We start from the raw sequence: 16,507 nt of genomic DNA, 5'->3' as shown, positions 1-16,507 counted from the left end.
CATAGCAGGAAGCAATCAGCAGCTGATTATACCAGAGGGATTATCGTTCCAAAATGTGACCGAAACCCGCTTAACCTTTCAGGATGTCAGTGAGCGGATTTGCAGCTTTATTTCTAGCGATGTGCGGGCATCGTATCATTTTGTAGTGGGGACGGACAGCCAAGTATTTCGCGGGTATACGAAGTTTGTTACGGGGGTTGTCATTCACAGAATTGGAAATGGGGCCTGGGCCTGCTACCGCCAAACGGTTGTTCCCCGGGAAATGATGAAGCTTAGAGAGAAGCTGACGCTGGAGACGGTTTTGTCGCAGGAGGTTGGCTATTATTTCAAGGATGGCGTGCTGAAGCGAATGGAGGATTTGCTGCTGCCTTATGTGTATCAAGGGGCCTCACTGGCGCATTTCATTGATATTGATGCTGGAACGGTGCCTTCTATTAATGAAACCTCGCTGTATGTACAGGAAATGGTAGAGCGGGTGCAGGGAATGGGAACCTATGCCCCGCGGGTCAAGCCGGACTCTTATGCGGCTTCTTCCTACGCCAACCGTTTTACGAAAAAAGCGGTGCCCCGCTATAAGCGCAGGAGCCTGCTCTGAAGCAGCTATATTTCAGGCAAGTTTTCTTGCATATACTGTGGCACTTAGCTGCCCAGCATGGTATATTTCTGTTAGATCATAGGAATAGAAAGCAGGGATTATCGTGCGTATTGGGGCAATTGAGGCAGGCGGTACAAAATTTGTATGTGGTGTAGGCAATGAGCATGGCGTTATTGAGGATCGGGTAAGCTTCCCGACGGAAAAACCAGAAATAACGATGGCGAATGTAATCGACTATTTCAAGGACAAGCAGGTTGAGGCGATTGGCGTCGGCACATTCGGTCCGATTAATATTGATAAATCCAGCCCGCAATACGGGTTTGTTACAACGACACCTAAACCGGGCTGGGGGAACTTTGATTTTCTTGGCGCGCTGAAAGCGCATTATAACGTGCCTTATGGCTGGGATACAGATGTGAATGCGGCGGCTTACGGGGAAGCGGTGTGGGGTGCTGCTAAAGGTTTGGACAGCTGCATTTATTATACGATTGGCACTGGCGTAGGTGTAGGCGTTTATTCGGAGGGCAAGCTGGTCCATGGGCTTGTGCACCCGGAGGGCGGTCATATATTGACTCGCCGTCATCCTGAGGATACCTATGATGGTTTTTGCCCTTATCATGGCGACTGTCTGGAAGGCGTAGCGGCAGGTCCTGCTATTGAGAAGCGCTGGGGCGTAAAGGCAGTAGAGCTTCCGCCAGAGCATAAGGCGTGGGAGATGGAAGCTTTTTATATCGCACAGGCTGTAGCGGGCAGCATTTTGCTGCTGTCGCCTCGTAAAATTATTTTGGGCGGCGGTGTTATGCACCAATCGCAGCTGTTCCCGCTTATTCACGCCGAAGTGAAACGCGCCTTGAACGGTTATGTGCAGGCGTCGGAAATTTTGAACAACATTGAAAATTATATCGTATCGCCAGGACTAGGCGACAATGCCGGACTATGCGGCTCGCTTGCGCTTGGGCTTGACGCTTTGAAGAATAGCGGGAAATAAGCAGTCCATTAAAAGGAGACGGTCATGCAGAAACCATATGAATTACCTCGTGCAACACCGGAAAGTCAGGGAATAAGCTCGCAAGCTATTCGTTCTTTTTTGGCAGGCATTGCAGATAATAAGTTGGAGCTGCATGGCCTGATGCTTGTCCGGCATGGGCATGTAGTAGCCGAAGGGTGGTGGACGCCCTATCAAGCAGACAGGCAGCATATTGCTTACTCGCTCACTAAAAGCCTGAGTTCAATGGCGATTGGCTTTGCGGTGGAAGAAGGGCTGCTTTCCGTGGAGGATGCGGTGCTGGACTATTTTCCCGAGGAAGCGACCGAGGAGGTCAAAGCCAATATGGGCGGGCTTAAAATTCGCCATTTGCTTACGATGTCCACCGGACATACAAACGACACGGCACGCTTTGATATGTTCCAATCCTGGTTGTCGGATCACGTCACTCCCAAAGTAGGAGACCGGGCCGACCGCAATTGGATAAAAGGATTTTTCGAGCAGCCGATCGATCGTGAGCCAGGCACTTTTTTCCTCTACAACAGCGGGGCCAGCCATATGCTGTCAGCGCTTGTACAGCGGGTGAGCGGTCTTGATCTGCCGGACTATTTAATGCCGCGGCTGTTTGAGCCGCTCGGTATTGAGCGTCCAGCATGGGATGCGGCGCCTGATGGCGAAGCTACTGGGGGCTGGGGAGCCAGGCTGAAAACGGGGGATTGGGCGCGTTTTGGCCAAATGCTGCTGGATAAAGGGATGTTTAACGGCAAGCGGATTATTTCCGCCGAATGGATTGAACAGGCGACTGCCAAGCAGGTGGACAACATCAATCACGGGGACGTCGTAACAGGCTCCGGCACGGATTGGCAGCAGGGCTATGGCTATCAATTTTGGCAATGCAGACATGGCGCCTATAGAGGCGATGGGGCTTTCGGCCAATATTGCGTCGTCCTGCCGGAGCAGGATGCGGTAATTGCCATCAACAGCTTTGTGCAGGATATGCAGCTAGTGATGGACATGATGTGGGAGCATTTGCTGCCGGCCATGCTGCCGCATGCGCTGCCAGAAAATAAAGCTGAGCTGGCGGACTTGCGGGAGAAGCTGGGCAGCCTTGTTCTTGTGGAGCGCGCTGCGCAGCCACGCCCTCTATTTGCCGAAGGCACGATTCGTTATGAGGTAGAGCCAAACGTGGATGGGGTCACAGAGCTTAGCCTGACATTTGGCGGAGAAGTGACAACTTTAATGTGGAGCGATGCGGCAGGTGCGCATCGTCTGGACTCTGGTCATCAAGAATGGTATTATGGCAATGAGCTGGCCTATGAAGCCACAGCATCCCGTGCGACATGGCTGAGCAGCGACATGCTGGTTTTCGATATTTGCCGCGTCTTTACGCCTTATCATGACGAGGTAATATGTACATTCAGCGGCAGTCGTATTACGATCGCCTACAAGCATTTTGATTTTATAACCCGGCATGGCGAGCTTGCTGGCGAGCGGCTTTCAATCTAGCATTTGACGACTATTCTATTAAACTTGAAGCTGCGGAGAAAGGAGGCCTTTGGTCATGAAGCGTTTGTGTCATAGCCGTATAATGTCCATGGGCCTCTACGGGCCGTTTTAAGCATAAGCATGAAGAGGAAGTGGCTTATTTATTATAGGCTTCTGCCGCAGGCAGCTTCTCTTCATATGCAGGAAGACCGTAGGCTGATGGCTTGCGGTCTTTTTTTGTCCAAATATAGGAAAGTATATGATTTCGCCATACTTTCTCTATATTTCTCGGACTGAAACGCGCCAAGCCGCCAGAGGACGGCGACAGCCGTTTCACCTTGTGCCTGACGGGAGGGGCGGACAAGCCCAATCGTAATTCCTATTTTAAAGGAGATAATGCCCCATTTATGATTACCAAAACGTATAAACCTTATATTTTCAAAGCAGAAGCAGGCCAGTCCACCGATGATTATTTCAATTATGCAACGGCCGTCCAAACGATTAAGAACATGCTGGAGGAAGCATTCGACTCATCTATGCAGCTGTACATGCAGGATGATGGGGACGATGTGTGGGACTGGGTGTCGGATGATCTCGCGAGCGGATACGAAGGGGTAAAGCGGGAGGCCGCTATATACGACTTGGTGGAGGATCGCTCATTCCGCTTTGAGGATTCGAAGTCTGAAGCCAATTACCGGATCAATCCTTCGCTGCGCAATAATGTCATTACTTATCCCGAATTTGAGGTAGCTTTCGCGCGCATCCCGTTTTTGCGCCAGTATGGCCTGAATACGGAAGATATTATTTTTGCGAAAAATGATGAGACGATGCGTGCTTTTCTCGAAGCGATGCAGGCGCGGCAGCTTAGCGAGCGGCGCGTGACGATTTTCACCGATACGAAGGAAGGGTTTGAGCGCAGCAAGGAGCAAATTACGCGTATGGTAGAACGCGACGAGGTGATGATGAGCGATTCCTTGAAGCAGCAAATTTATCGTTCCATTGATGAGTTTTTCTCTAGGGATCGCGAGTTTTTCCAAACCTATAACGTGCCGTACAAAAGAGGTATTTTACTGTATGGCAAGCCGGGGAACGGCAAGACGACGCTCGTAAAATCAATCGCGGGCAGCGTAGAGGCTCCAGTTGCCTACTGGCAAATTACCGAGTATACGACGAGTGATTCGATTCAACAGGTGTTTTCCGCCGCGATGAAAATGGCGCCCATGATTCTCGTCATTGAGGATATTGATTCGATGCCGGATTCGGCACGCTCCTTCTTCCTGAATACGCTTGACGGGGCAACGTCCCGTGAAGGGCTGTTCCTGATCGGAACGACGAATTATCCGGAAAAAATCGATCCGGCGCTCATGAACCGCGCGGGCCGTTTCGACCGGGCCTATGAGATGAAGCTGCCGGATAAAGAGCTGCGGCTCGCCTATTTGCAGCGCAAAGGGTTCGGGAGGCTGGCAGAGGAAGCAGATGGACTTATGGAGGACGCAGCGAAATTTACCGAGGGATTCTCGTTTGCCCAGCTCAATGAGCTGTATGTGTCCGCGGCGCTGCAGAAGCACTACGAGCAAAGTGTAGATTTGAAGCGGGTCATTGAAGAGCTGAAAACAGACTTTGACAAGGATCGCCGTGGAGTATGGATGGCTGACAAGGGACAGAAGCCGGTTGGCTTTCAACCGCTTTAAGGTTGACTGGCAGCTAATAAACGTAATCGGATGGCGGCAAAGGATGCTGCCATCCGATTACGTCTGAAATGAAAGGAGAGTCGAAACGGAAATGGATTATGGTTCAAATGCAATCTCGGTATCCCGGCATTCGCGTGGACGCCGTCGTTCGCCTTGGAAGCGAGTGCTGTTGTGGGCAGCCATCGTCGTCATTGTTCTCATCCTGGGAATTATTTTGTTTTTGCAGGCGAAGACGTATAGTCCGCTGGAAGAAGCGCTGGCCGCGCTGGATAGCGACAGCTCGGTTCAGGTAAGCGAGCTGAAGCATGGCTACCGTTTTGAGCCGGGGGAAGGCAAAGAGCTGCTCTCGCCTAATATTATTTTTTATCCAGGAGGGCTGGTGAAGCCGGAAAGTTATGCGCCGCTTGCAAGGCGCCTCGCAGAAGCTGGACATCGCGTTTATATTGCTTCCATGCCATTTAACTTGGCGCTCACTGCGCAGGACCGCGCAGATGAATACATAGCGGAGCATCCAGAAGAAAGCTACGTGATCGGCGGGCATTCGCTTGGCGGAGCCTTTGCTGCGAGATATGCAGCAGAGAATCCGAATAAGCTGGCCGGCATCTTTTTCATGGGCGCATATGCCGATGACGGCGCTGATTTGAGCGGCAGCAAGCTTGCAGCGTTGCAAATTACGGGAACGCTGGATGCTGTGCTGAACAAGGAAACGTGGGAGCAGTCCAAGAAAAACTTGCCTGCCGATCAGACCGAATATGTATCAATTGAGGGCGGAAATCACGGCGGCTTCGGTACCTATGGCAAGCAGTCCGGCGACAACGATGCAACGATAACGGCATCCGAGCAGGCGGACGAGGTAGCAGCGGCAATCGATGCTTGGCTTTCGAAGCTGCAAAAATAAAACGGTTGCAAAAGGATATTTTAGCCATTATAATGACGTTGAAAAGGTTTTCAAAAAAAGAAAATAAAGGATGGTTTGGCGATGAAGCCTACGATCCGCGACGTTGCTAGAATGGCTAACGTATCCATCAGCACCGTTTCCCGTGTGATGAATGCCCCGGAATCGGTCACGAAGGATAAGCGACAGCGTGTGCTAGAAGCGATTGAAAGCTTGAATTATCACCCGAATGCGCTGGCCCGAGGTCTTATTTTCAAAAAGTCGCAAATGCTTGGTGTTCTCATTCCCGACATCCGCAATGCTTATTTTGGCGAAATTATTCGCGGCATGGAGGATGCGGCTAAGCAGCTCGGCTACAATTTGATGATTTGCAATACGGACCGAGTGCCGGAGCGAACTATTTCTTATCTGGATACGTTGAACAAGCAGCAGGCCGACGGTTTATTGTTCGTCAGCGATTATGTCCAGAAGCAGTATTACGAGACGATGCAAGCTTGCGGTTATCCTGTCGTGCTTGTGTCTACCGTGTCTTTCGAATACGAGCTTCCATCCGTCAAGGTTGACGAGGAGGCAGCCGCTTTCGAAGCGGTCAGTTATTTAATTGAACAAGGGCATCAGCATATTGGCCTCATCTGCTTCACGCTGCCCGACCCCATCTCAGGTCAGACCCGCCATGACGGCTTCGTCCGGGCTCTCGAACGAAACAACCTCCATCATTGTGCAGACTACGTAGAGTTTGCAACACACTGGTTTGAAGAAGCATATGCAGCCACCTCCCGCTTATTCGACCGACACCCACACTTAACTGCTGTATTTGCTTGCTCCGATGAATTTGCAATGGGCGTCATTTCCTGCTTGCATGACCGCGGAATCCGTGTTCCCGATCAAGTATCCGTTGTAGGCTTTGACAACCTGCGCATGTCCTGGATGACGATACCGAAGCTGACGACGATTGCCCAGCCCATGTATGCGATCGGCTGGAGAGCTGTAGAAAAAATGCATGAGCAGCTTGAAGGAAGAGAAGCTGCTGTCCTAAGAGAATGGCTTCCTCACGAGTTAATCGTCAGAGAGTCTACTTTGCCTATGTCCCATACATTGTCTCATACGTCGCATCACAGCATTGGGAATAAAAAAGCATAGGCCGATGCCTATTCGCTGTTCTTGTCACCCGCGGTTCATTTGCTGAATACGTTTAATGTAAGCGTGTTCATTTTGGGCGGAGCATGGGGTTTCGTCTGCCCTCTCATTTCGTTTGAATCGTGAAGGGAGTGATGCAACGTTACACTTTGATGATAGTCTCCATATGAAGACAGCTTCCATGAACGACGTACAACTGGCATACGTACATCATGCGGCGAACGTTCATCAACGAGAATGACTTGCGATTCACTTGACTATGAACGATAAGGGGATGGTTCTTTTGAAAAAGCCATTTAAGTTTGGTTATACGCTCATGCTGAGCATGGTTCTCATTTTGGCGCTGCTTGTTTCTGCTTGCAGCAGTGGAAATGGCGGAAGCAATAGCGCTGCAAGCGAGGAACCAGCAGCGACAGCTACGCCTGAGGCTAGTGCGGAAGCTACGCAGGAGCCGGCAGGAAACGCAGATGGTTCGCCGCTAGAGCAGGCGCTTGCCGGCAGCTACAAAGGTACCAAAGTCACGATGTTTGGCCCATTCGTAGATGTGGACCAGGCGAAATTTGAGGAGAGCATCAAGGCGTTTGAGGAACAAACGGGTATCGATATTCAATATGAAGGCTCCAAGGAGTTTGAAGCAACCGTTGCTATTCGGATCGATGGCGGCAATGCCCCGGATATTTCCGACTTCCCGCAGCCGGGACTGCTGGCGAATTTCGTGAAATCGGGCAAGGTTATCGATGTGTCGCAATTTTTGGACGCCGATAAGCTGAAGGGCAACTACAATCAGAGCTGGCTGGATATGGCGACGATGGAAGGGCCAAGTGGACCGATGATGGCCGGAGTATGGAATCACAGCAGCGTGAAAAGCCTCGTCTGGTATCCGAAGAAAGAGTTTGATGATGCGGGCTATACCGTACCAAAAACATGGGATGAGCTGCTGGCGCTAACCGAGCAAATCGCCGCAGACGGCGATCCGGCATGGGCAATTGGCATCGAGAGCGGAGCAGCAACCGGCTGGCCTGCGACTGACTGGATCGAAGATATTATGCTGCGCACCACAACAGCTGAAAACTATGACAAATGGGTCAAAGGCGAGCTGCCATTTACAGATCCTGCTGTAAAAAATGCATTCGAGAAGCTGTCGCAAATTTGGCTGAACGACGATTATGTATACGGCGGACGCAAGTCGATTGTAACGACCTCATTCGGCGATTCGGTGACGCCAATGTTCGATCATCCGCCTAAAGCCTGGCTGCATCGCCAAGCCAGCTTTATTACAAGCTTCTTCCCTGAAGGCTTGAAATCCGGCGAGGATTATGACTGGTTCTATTTGCCGTCGATTGATGAGGCCTATGGCAATCCTGTACTCGTTGCCGGCGATTTGTATGCGATGCATAACGACCGTCCAGAAGTGCGTGCGGTTATGGAATTTTTCACGACAGGCGAATCGATTAAGACTTGGGTGCAGTCCGGCGGCGTGGTCGCGCCAATGAATGATGCAAGCCTTGATTGGTATCCAACAGATGTGGAGCGCAGAATGGGCGAGCTGGTGAAAAATGCTTCGACGCTTCGCTTCGATGGCTCTGACCTTATGCCTGGCTCGGTAGGAGCAGGCACGTTCTGGAAAGGCATGACGGACTATATTAGTGGCACCGTTGATTTGGATGGCGCGCTTAAAGAAATTCAGTCAGGCTTCAATAATTAAATTTTAATTGAAGGAGGGGCTGGGCCATGCTAGCTTCCACGCCAAAAACGAGCAAATCGCGAAACGTTGCCGTTACTCTGGCTGTCGTGCTCGTCAATGCGATTTTGCATTCAAGCATTTACCTGTTTCTGCGCGATACGAATTTGCCATCTGTATTATATGCTTTGCTTGCTATCATTTGGGGAGTGCTGGGCGTTTATTCGATTTATTGGTCGTTTAACTGGGCAGTGGAGCAATATCCAGACATCTGGAAGCGGCGCATCCAGCCCTTTATTTTCGTAGGACCGGCAGCTTTGCTGCTCGGATGGCTGCTGCTCATTCCGACGCTGCGCACCTTCTATATGAGCCTTATGGATGCGGGCACGGAGAAGTTTGTCGGCCTCTCCAATTATGCCGCAGTTTTTACGAATCGCTTGCTGTTAACGGCGCTGCGCAACAATTTGATGTGGGTCGTTTTTGGCGCTACCGCCTGTATCTGCTTAGGGCTGCTGATTGCCGTGCTTGCTGACCGCAGCAGCTTCGAGAAGCTGGCGAAAGGCATCATCTTTATGCCAATGGCGATTTCGTTCGTCGCTGCCGGCGTCATTTGGAAATTTATTTATTTCTACAAGCCGGGTGATGAGCAGATCGGTTTGCTCAATGCGATTGTGGTCGCCTTCGGAGGGGAAGCGCAGGCTTTCACCAGCATGCTTCAGCCCTGGAACAATCTTTTCCTCGTCGCCATTCTGATTTGGATGCAGACGGGGTTTGCGATGGTGCTGTTCTCGGCGGCGCTCAAGGGCGTGCCAGAGGATATGCTAGAGGCGGCGCGGATTGACGGCGCGGGGGAAATTCGTATTTTTCGCAGCATCATTATTCCGGCCATTTCAGGAACGATTTTGTCGGTATCGACGACGATTATTGTATTTACGCTGAAAATTTTCGATGTCGTCATGGTCATGACTGGCGGGCAATACGATACGGAAGTGGTGGCGACGCAGTTTTACCGCCAGTTTTTCATGTATCGCAATGCAGGCTACGGCTCAACGCTGGCGATTGTGCTGCTCATCGCGGTTATCCCCGTCATCATCATTAATTTGCGGCAGTTTCGGAAACAGGGGGGATTCTGATGAAGCGGACAAGGAAAAAGACGATGTCGAAAACGATCGTCAACGTCATACTCGCTTTTATTTGCTTCATCTGGCTTATTCCGACGGTAGGCCTCTTGGTCTCCTCGTTCCGGCCTGCGGTTGATATTTTGCAAACCGGCTGGTGGACGGTATTCCCGCACCGTGATTATGTCACGCAATCGACGATTACGCTGCCGAAGGAAACGGATTTGCGCCAGCCGATTGAGGTGAATGGCGAGCTGTTTAACGATGATCAGCTGCGCAGCGGCGTCACGGCGCAGGATGGCAGCAGACTGATCTGGGAAAACCGCCGGGCGCGGACGATCCAGGTGCAGCAGCCGGACTGGAAGGTGAATACGAACTTCACGCTGGAAAACTACAATGGCGTGCTGACGGGCAAAAACTTTGAAATTATGCAGGCAGATGGCACGCTTAGATCGCAAAAGGGAGAAGGGCTCTCCAAAGCCTTTCTCAATACGATGGTTGTGACGATTCCATCGACAATTATTCCGATCCTAATCGCGACATTTGCTGCTTATGCTTTTGCATGGCTGCGGTTTCCACTACGGCGATCGATGTTTGTCGCCGTTATTATGATGCTCGTTGTGCCGCTGCAGGTTGCGCTCATCCCGATTTTGAAGGATTACACGGCACTTGGCCTCAATGGCAGCTACCTGGGCATATGGATTGCGCATACGGGCTTCGGCTTGCCGCTGACGATATATTTTATGTATACATTCATTAGCCAGCTGCCCAAAGATCTGTTCGAATCGGCGTTTATGGACGGAGCTTCGAACTTCACGATTTTTACACGGCTCATTCTGCCATTGTCGGTTCCAGCGATTGCGTCCATTGGCATTTTCCAGTTTCTCTGGGTTTGGAACGATTATTTAGTGTCCTTGGTGTTCATCGGCAGTCAGCCGGATGTGCAGGTCATGTCTATGCGAATTGCCGCAATGGTAGGGTCAAAAGGAAGCGACTGGCATCTGCTGACGGCAGCTGCATTCGTCTCGATGCTAATGCCGCTAACCGTATTTTTCGCCCTGCAAAAATATTTCGTCCGCGGCTTATTGGGCGGCTCGGTGAAAGGTTAGGCAGCGAGTGGCGCCTCTCCTTCAAGAAACCCGTGCGTATGCCCGAAAGATTGGGTACAATAGCTGGGTAGGAGGAGATTGAGGATGTCAGATATTACATTTTTGCGCAACTTCCCCTTTTTTGAACATATGAATGATTTGGAGCTGGCGGCAATCGCTCCGCTGTTCGTGACGAGAACCTTTGCCAAAGGCGCCCAGCTGTTCTGGGAGCAGGATGAAGGCGATGAATTGTATATGATTAAAGCCGGAGCCGTACAAATTTACCGTCATGAGGAGGATCGCGAGGTTATCCTCGCCATTTTCCATGAGGGGGACTATTTTGGCGAGATGGCGCTGATCGACAGCACAAAGCTGCGTTCTGCCTCAGCGAAAGTATTGGAGAAAAGCACGCTTTATGTGCTGAAGCGCGAGCAGTTTTTTGGGCTGCTGAAGGAAAATCCGGGCATTGCGATTCATATTTTGAGCATTACGCTGGAGCGTCTGCGCAAAGCAAATGAGCTTATTACCGATTTGACGATTTCGAATGCGCGTACGCGCATATCGCGGCTGCTGCTGCGGCTGTCGGATAAATACGGAACGACGATTGGGCTGAAGCTGACGCATCAGCAAATTGCTGATATGACGGGGACGGTGCGGGAGACGGTAACGAAGGTGCTGCTTGAAATGCAAAATGAAGGTTATATTCGCATTGTGAGCAAAAAAATCAGCATTTTGGACAAAGAGCAGCTGCAAGTCATCGGCGCCATCCAGCAGGATGGCCGGCTGAACGATGAGGGCCCTATCGCTCAGGAAGGCTGAATGCAACTATTTTTTCGAAAATGTAATTTGGATTACATTTTTTTGCGGGAGAAGTTGTTATGATCTAAAAGAAGAAGATAATAATAATGACGTGATGTCATCCTCTCGTTTATTCATTACCTATTCATTATGCGCTTCTGAGCGAAGCGCCCTCTCTATTAAGCAAGCATGATGCCTTGCTAGAGGCCGCCCTGAAAGTAGTGTTTCACTACTGGGAGGGTGGCCTTCTTTTTTATTCCTGCTTAACGGATAGATGCTGGCTGCCATTGTTTACGGTAGGCAAGCGGCGTCACACCTTCCCTCGCCTTAAACAGGTTGATAAAATGGCTGACGTTGTCGATCCCTACGAGCGGGGCAATATCGGCTACAGGCTGATCCGAATACTTCAATAGCTCCTTTGCTTGTGAAATACGAATGCCAATGACGTATTCGTGGGGAGAGAAGCCTGTATAGCGCTTGAATTGCTTGGCAAGATGGTATTTGCTCACCGCATGCTGGCGTGCCAGCTGGTCGAGCGTCATTTTCTGGGCATAATGCTGTTCGAATTTTTCAATGATTGCCGCAATATAGGGCGGAGGCTCTGTGCTCAGCAGCTCCGGTTCATGCGCGGCAAGCAGTATCTCGGTTAGAAGCTCAGCAAGCAATAGCGAGCTGGCCAGCTCTGTGCGTATGCTTTTTTGCCGATTCATTTGCAGCAATTGCGTAAGGCAAGCCTGAATCCGGCACTCTGGCCGAAGCGTAACAACTGGAGAGCCGCTTGCAGCAAATTGCTCATAGTAGCCGCATGTGGTGCTGCCGTTGAGGTGTACCCATAAAAGCTCCCAATTGCCGCCCGCAGCGGAATCTGCGGCATAATGCTGGTAGCTCATGCAATCGATGAAAAACAACTGATGAGGCCGCAGCTCATAAGTAATGTCACGGTACGTCAGGCGGCCTGCACCCGCTAAAGTATAGACGAGCAGAAACGATTCAAGCTGCTCCCGCTCGGTATAGTAAGGGGCGAAGGCCTGAAAGTGTCCGATTTCCTGAATGTAAAAAAGAGCGGATTTCGCGAATGAGGATGGTGTAGCGGCTAAGCGGACGGATTCAGGCGTCCAGGCATGAATGGCTTTTTCACTATAAGCAGACATGGACGAAGGCCTCCCCAAGATTCTATTATTTTTGCACAACTTTGTTTGATGTTTATTATATTGTAAGCCTTTACAATAGTCATATAAAACATGATTGCAGCTGAGAGGATGATCCGTCATGTCACTGCTGACACCGATTAAGCCTGCCCGCAAACCGAGAATTGGCATGTATTCTGTTGGCCTGCGCGCGTATTGGGAACAGTTCCCCGGCCTGCGCGAGCGTCTTGAGCAATATGGGGCATTTATTGAGCAGAAAATCGCCCAGTGGGCCGATGTATTTAATTATGGTCTGGTGGATACGGAAAGCGAGGGGCGCAGCGCGGGAGAATGGCTCAATACGCAAAATGTAGATTTAGTGTTTTGTCATGCCGCTACGTATTCAACCAGCTCGACGGTATTGCCTATCCATCAAATCAATAAAGCGCCAGTCGTGTTTCTTAATTTGCAGCCGACCGAGCGAATGAATTATGAAGGTTCAACGACAGGAGAATGGCTGGCGCACTGCGGCGCTTGTCCGGTTCCGGAGTTTGCTAACGCGTTTAATCGTGCCGGTATACCATTTAAAGTTGTAAATGGCTTGCTGGGACTAGATTATACACCGGATATTTCACTGACGAATGAGGTAACGAGCGGGCGTAAGGAAGCTGTTCGCGCCTGGCGTGAGATTGAGGAATGGGTAAGGGCGGCGGGTGTTCCGCGCACGCTGCGCCATAGCCGCTTCGGTTTTCTTGGCAATACGTATAGCGGCATGCTGGACATGTATAGCGATTTTACGATGCTTCAGGCTCAGACCGGCCTTCATATAGAGGTGCTGGAAATATGCGATTTGGATCGCATGCTAAGGTCGGTTACGCCGCAGGAAACGAAGCGCAAGCGGGATGAAGTGCTGGCGATGTTCCAGCTCAGCGGCGATTCTCCTTCTGATCCGATTGCCAGAAAACCGACGGAGGAGCAGCTTGAATGGTCGTGCAAGGTGGCGGCAGCGCAGGAAAAACTCGTACGCGAATATGATTTGGATGCGCTAACCTATTATTATCATGGTGCGCCGGGCGGTGAATACGAGCAGCTGCAAGGCGGCTTTATTGTGGGGCATTCTTTGCTGACAGCCAGAGGTATTCCTTGCTCGGGAGAAGGAGATTTGAAGACGGCCGTCGCTATGAAAATATGCGATATTCTCGGCACAGGCGGCAGCTTCTCGGAAATTGTGGTCGTCGATTACGTTGATGAAACGATTTTGCTTGGGCATGATGGACCGTTTCATATTGCCATATCTGAGGGAAGACCTGTATTGCGCGGCATGGGGCTCTATCATGGCAAACAGGGAACAGGTGTATCCGTTGAAGCGAAGGTACGTACGGGACCGATTACGACGCTGAACTTGACCCAGACAGGAGATGGCAGGCTTAAGCTGATCAGCAGCGAGGCGGAGTCAACCAATGGACCGATTATGCGTATTGGCAATACGCAGACGCCAGTAAAATTCAAGCAGCATCCAGACGATTATATGACGGCATGGTTTGCCGAAGCTCCGACCCATCACTGCGCCATGTCGATTGGACATAATGCCTCGCTGTTCAGCAAGGTTGGGGAGCTGATGCAGATCAAGCATGTGGCGCTGGGTTAGACGTTAGCTAAAAAATATTCAGCTGCTATGACAGTTGCGCTGTTTCTTAGCAACAGCAGCTTTCTTGCTTATCCTTGCTTTTAAAGGCGTACAAAATAAAGGAGCCATCCCTGAGGAGGCTCCTTTATTTTGTACGCCTAATATTCGAACACCAAATTATTATATGCCTATGAATGAAGGAGCGTTAAGGTTAAGCAGCAGTGCGATTAAACTTTCGGCGCCTCTAGCTGCGCCTTAATGCCTTCCTTCGCCTCTTCAGCCTTCTCTGATACTGAACCAATGATATGCTCGGCGCTTTGCTTTGCATGGTCGGCTACGTCGGAGGCCTCATCGCGAACCGTAGTGGCGAGGCTTTGCGTTTTGTTGCCTATCGTAGAAACGAGATCGCTAGTTTTCTCGCTAATGTTGGAAGCTAAGCGGCCCGTTTTTTGGGTTAAATCTGAGCAGGTATTGGAAAGAGATTTTCGCAGCTCGGAGCCTGTTTTTGGAGCAAGCAGCAGGGCCGACAAAGCACCGAGCGCACCTCCAATAAGAATTCCCGCTAGCAGTCCGTTTGATTTTGCTTCATTTACAGGGTTTGACATATTAATCCTCTCCTCTTATCTGGTTATCGTCTCTCATGTCACTAAGTAACCTCCCTAGCCATTTTTGAAACAAGCTTTAATATGTGAAGTGGCGATCGAACAATGCGGAGGGATCATTTTATATAGGAATGGAATGGCATTATCGTTTATGATATAACTACTAGAGCGTTTCACTTTGAAAAAAAAGGTTGATTAAATTGTAGCAACGAAAGGAGCGCGAACATATGCGAATTGCAATTGTGGACGACAACGCTACGAATTTGCTCATAATAGAGAAAATACTGCAAAAAGCCGGATACACGAAATTAGCAACAGCCTCCTCAGCGATGGAGCTGTTTGATATTTTGGAGCTAGATGAGCCGAATGCGACGGAACCGCCGGTTTCTCTCATTCTAATGGATTTAATGATGCCGGGCATCGATGGCATTGAAGCGTGCAGGCGCATTCAGGAAAGTGAGCGCTACCGCGATATTCCGGTTATTTTTGTTACGGCGCTCGGGGATTCCAACAAGCTGGCGGAAGCGCTGGACGCGGGAGCGATCGATTATGTCATGAAGCCGATTAATAAGGTCGAGCTTCTGGCTCGCATTCGCTCGGCACTTCGTCTTAAATATGAAAAGGATTGGCATAAGGAGCGCGATCAGCGGATTTCCTTCGAGCTGAATTTGGCGAAGCAGGTGCAGCGCAGCATATTAAGCGATCCGATAGACAATGATCGGGTGAAAATCGATGCGATTTATCGGCCGTCCTCTGAGCTGGCAGGCGACTTTTATGCCTGGTATTGCTTAGGCGGCGGAAAATATGGCGTGATTTTGCTTGATATGATGGGCCATGGCATTTCTTCCTCGCTCGTGTGCATGTATATTTATTCGGCGCTGCAGGATACGATCAAAAGCATTTCCGATCCCGAGCTCGTCGTGCTTGAGCTGAACCGGAGAATGATGCAGCTGCAAGGCTCGAATCAACTGATGAACTATTATTTTACCGCTATCTATTATGTGCTGGACACGAAGGAGCAGACGATTGAATATGTCAATGCCGGGCATCCCGCTGGCATCGCCTTTGTTGATCAAAAACCGCAGCTGCTGACGGAAGGCTGCTGCGCCTTAGGATTTTTTGATAACATTGAAGTGAAGAAAGGCAGCATTTCTTATCGCAACCAAGTGAAAATCGTGCTTTATACCGATGGTCTGCTGGATCAGCTCGCCAAAGGACAAGAGGATGACGTTCAGCAGCTGCAAGCAAGGCTGGGTGAAGATGGGGAACAGCTTGAGGATCATGTGCTGAATTTGTTCGAAGGTTTAGGACAGGTGAGCCAGCAGGACGATATATGCCTCGTTACGGTCGAAACAAAAGTGAAGGCGTAATAGATAATACGAGCGAGATACTAATAGAAAGAAATGATAGGCCCAAAGCTGGCAGCACGCTTTTACGGAAAAATAATTTTGAAATCGTTGCTCGCCAGCTGTTTCAATCAATCCCAAACGGTTTAATATAAGGATATCTGACTATTTCAGCAGATGCTGGTTTTGTTATGAACAGCATGATCGGCTGCATATCCCTTCATTGTAAACGTAGGCATGATAAACGTAATAGTCGCTTTCATCCCGCAAGTGGCAAGCAGGCAGCTGATCTTCCAGGCCCTCAGTTCTCCGCTTGTGCAGTGACGGTGTTA

Annotated in this window: 14 protein-coding genes; 12 read left to right on the top strand and 2 right to left on the bottom strand. The window is 50.3% G+C overall.

Annotated elements, in window-relative coordinates; genetic code table 11:
- The first annotated feature begins 25 nt into the window (after positions 1–25).
- From ASF12_RS17495 to ASF12_RS17450, 10 genes are all read left to right on the top strand, one after another.
- Complete coding sequence (locus tag ASF12_RS17495; RefSeq protein WP_056037275.1) at positions 26–595, top strand: ribonuclease H-like YkuK family protein; 570 nt, start codon at positions 26–28, stop codon at positions 593–595.
- A gap of 103 nt (positions 596–698) precedes the next feature.
- Complete coding sequence (locus ASF12_RS17490) at positions 699–1,583, top strand: ROK family protein (protein WP_056037214.1); 885 nt, start codon at positions 699–701, stop codon at positions 1,581–1,583.
- A 24-nt stretch (positions 1,584–1,607) separates the two neighbouring features.
- Positions 1,608–3,086 (top strand): serine hydrolase domain-containing protein, encoded by a 1,479-nt coding sequence (locus ASF12_RS17485; RefSeq protein ID WP_056037210.1) that lies wholly within the window; start codon positions 1,608–1,610, stop codon positions 3,084–3,086.
- A 386-nt stretch (positions 3,087–3,472) separates the two neighbouring features.
- Positions 3,473–4,756, top strand: a complete 1,284-nt coding sequence (locus ASF12_RS17480; RefSeq protein WP_056037207.1) for an AAA family ATPase — start codon at positions 3,473–3,475, stop codon at positions 4,754–4,756.
- Between the two features lie 91 nt (positions 4,757–4,847).
- On the top strand, positions 4,848–5,654 hold the full coding sequence (locus tag ASF12_RS17475; protein WP_056037205.1) for an alpha/beta fold hydrolase: 807 nt from the start codon (positions 4,848–4,850) through the stop codon (positions 5,652–5,654).
- An 81-nt stretch (positions 5,655–5,735) separates the two neighbouring features.
- Positions 5,736–6,791, top strand: coding sequence for a LacI family DNA-binding transcriptional regulator (locus ASF12_RS17470; protein WP_056037200.1), 1,056 nt, complete (start codon positions 5,736–5,738; stop codon positions 6,789–6,791).
- A 280-nt stretch (positions 6,792–7,071) separates the two neighbouring features.
- Positions 7,072–8,493 carry an ABC transporter substrate-binding protein gene (locus ASF12_RS17465; protein WP_442952537.1) on the top strand — a complete coding sequence of 474 codons (1,422 nt, stop codon included), beginning with the start codon at positions 7,072–7,074 and terminating at the stop codon, positions 8,491–8,493.
- 26 nt (positions 8,494–8,519) lie between these two features.
- A complete protein-coding gene (locus ASF12_RS17460; RefSeq protein WP_056037197.1) occupies positions 8,520–9,602 on the top strand; it encodes a carbohydrate ABC transporter permease in 1,083 nt (360 codons plus the stop codon).
- Complete coding sequence (locus ASF12_RS17455; protein WP_056037194.1) at positions 9,602–10,696, top strand: carbohydrate ABC transporter permease; 1,095 nt, start codon at positions 9,602–9,604, stop codon at positions 10,694–10,696. Before ASF12_RS17460 ends, ASF12_RS17455 begins: the two co-directional genes overlap by 1 nt.
- Positions 10,697–10,780: 84 nt before the next feature.
- On the top strand, positions 10,781–11,494 hold the full coding sequence (locus ASF12_RS17450) for a Crp/Fnr family transcriptional regulator (RefSeq protein WP_056037193.1): 714 nt from the start codon (positions 10,781–10,783) through the stop codon (positions 11,492–11,494).
- A 242-nt stretch (positions 11,495–11,736) separates the two neighbouring features.
- Here the strand turns inward: ASF12_RS17450 and ASF12_RS34545 are convergent, their stop codons facing one another.
- On the bottom strand, positions 11,737–12,624 hold the full coding sequence (locus ASF12_RS34545) for an AraC family transcriptional regulator (RefSeq protein ID WP_056037190.1): 888 nt from the start codon (positions 12,622–12,624) through the stop codon (positions 11,737–11,739).
- 118 nt (positions 12,625–12,742) lie between these two features.
- Here ASF12_RS34545 and ASF12_RS17440 point away from each other — a divergent pair, with 118 nt between their 5' ends.
- A complete protein-coding gene (locus ASF12_RS17440; protein ID WP_056037185.1) occupies positions 12,743–14,248 on the top strand; it encodes an L-fucose/L-arabinose isomerase family protein in 1,506 nt (501 codons plus the stop codon).
- 206 nt (positions 14,249–14,454) lie between these two features.
- Here ASF12_RS17440 and ASF12_RS17435 read toward each other — a convergent pair whose 3' ends face one another.
- Positions 14,455–14,832, bottom strand: a complete 378-nt coding sequence (locus ASF12_RS17435) for a YtxH domain-containing protein (RefSeq protein WP_056037182.1) — start codon at positions 14,830–14,832, stop codon at positions 14,455–14,457.
- A 224-nt stretch (positions 14,833–15,056) separates the two neighbouring features.
- On the opposite strand from ASF12_RS17435, the gene ASF12_RS17430 reads away from it, so the two are divergent.
- The gene (locus tag ASF12_RS17430) at positions 15,057–16,199 is read left to right on the top strand and encodes a PP2C family protein-serine/threonine phosphatase (protein WP_056037179.1); all 1,143 of its coding nucleotides are present in this window, start codon (positions 15,057–15,059) and stop codon (positions 16,197–16,199) included.
- The last annotated feature ends 308 nt before the right edge of the window (positions 16,200–16,507 follow it).

It is taken from the genome of Paenibacillus sp. Leaf72 (assembly GCF_001422685.1).
In the GTDB taxonomy this organism is placed as follows: Bacteria; Bacillota; Bacilli; order Paenibacillales; family Paenibacillaceae; genus Pristimantibacillus.
The sequence above is the reverse complement of the archived record's forward strand: the minus strand, read 5'-3'. Positions and strand labels throughout refer to the sequence as shown.

Excerpts from the sequence above, each read along its gene's own strand:
- ASF12_RS17485 (WP_056037210.1), top strand. The coding sequence starts at position 1,608 with ATGCAGAAACCATATGAATTACCTCGTGCAACACCGGAAAGTCAGGGA.
- ASF12_RS17480 (WP_056037207.1), top strand. The coding sequence starts at position 3,473 with ATGATTACCAAAACGTATAAACCTTATATTTTCAAAGCAGAAGCAGGC.
- ASF12_RS17475 (WP_056037205.1), top strand. The coding sequence starts at position 4,848 with ATGGATTATGGTTCAAATGCAATCTCGGTATCCCGGCATTCGCGTGGA.
- ASF12_RS17470 (WP_056037200.1), top strand. The coding sequence starts at position 5,736 with ATGAAGCCTACGATCCGCGACGTTGCTAGAATGGCTAACGTATCCATC.
- ASF12_RS17460 (WP_056037197.1), top strand. The coding sequence starts at position 8,520 with ATGCTAGCTTCCACGCCAAAAACGAGCAAATCGCGAAACGTTGCCGTT.
- ASF12_RS17455 (WP_056037194.1), top strand. The coding sequence starts at position 9,602 with ATGAAGCGGACAAGGAAAAAGACGATGTCGAAAACGATCGTCAACGTC.
- ASF12_RS17450 (WP_056037193.1), top strand. The coding sequence starts at position 10,781 with ATGTCAGATATTACATTTTTGCGCAACTTCCCCTTTTTTGAACATATG.
- ASF12_RS34545 (WP_056037190.1), bottom strand. The coding sequence starts at position 12,624 with ATGTCTGCTTATAGTGAAAAAGCCATTCATGCCTGGACGCCTGAATCC.
- ASF12_RS17440 (WP_056037185.1), top strand. The coding sequence starts at position 12,743 with ATGTCACTGCTGACACCGATTAAGCCTGCCCGCAAACCGAGAATTGGC.
- ASF12_RS17435 (WP_056037182.1), bottom strand. The coding sequence starts at position 14,832 with ATGTCAAACCCTGTAAATGAAGCAAAATCAAACGGACTGCTAGCGGGA.
- ASF12_RS17430 (WP_056037179.1), top strand. The coding sequence starts at position 15,057 with ATGCGAATTGCAATTGTGGACGACAACGCTACGAATTTGCTCATAATA.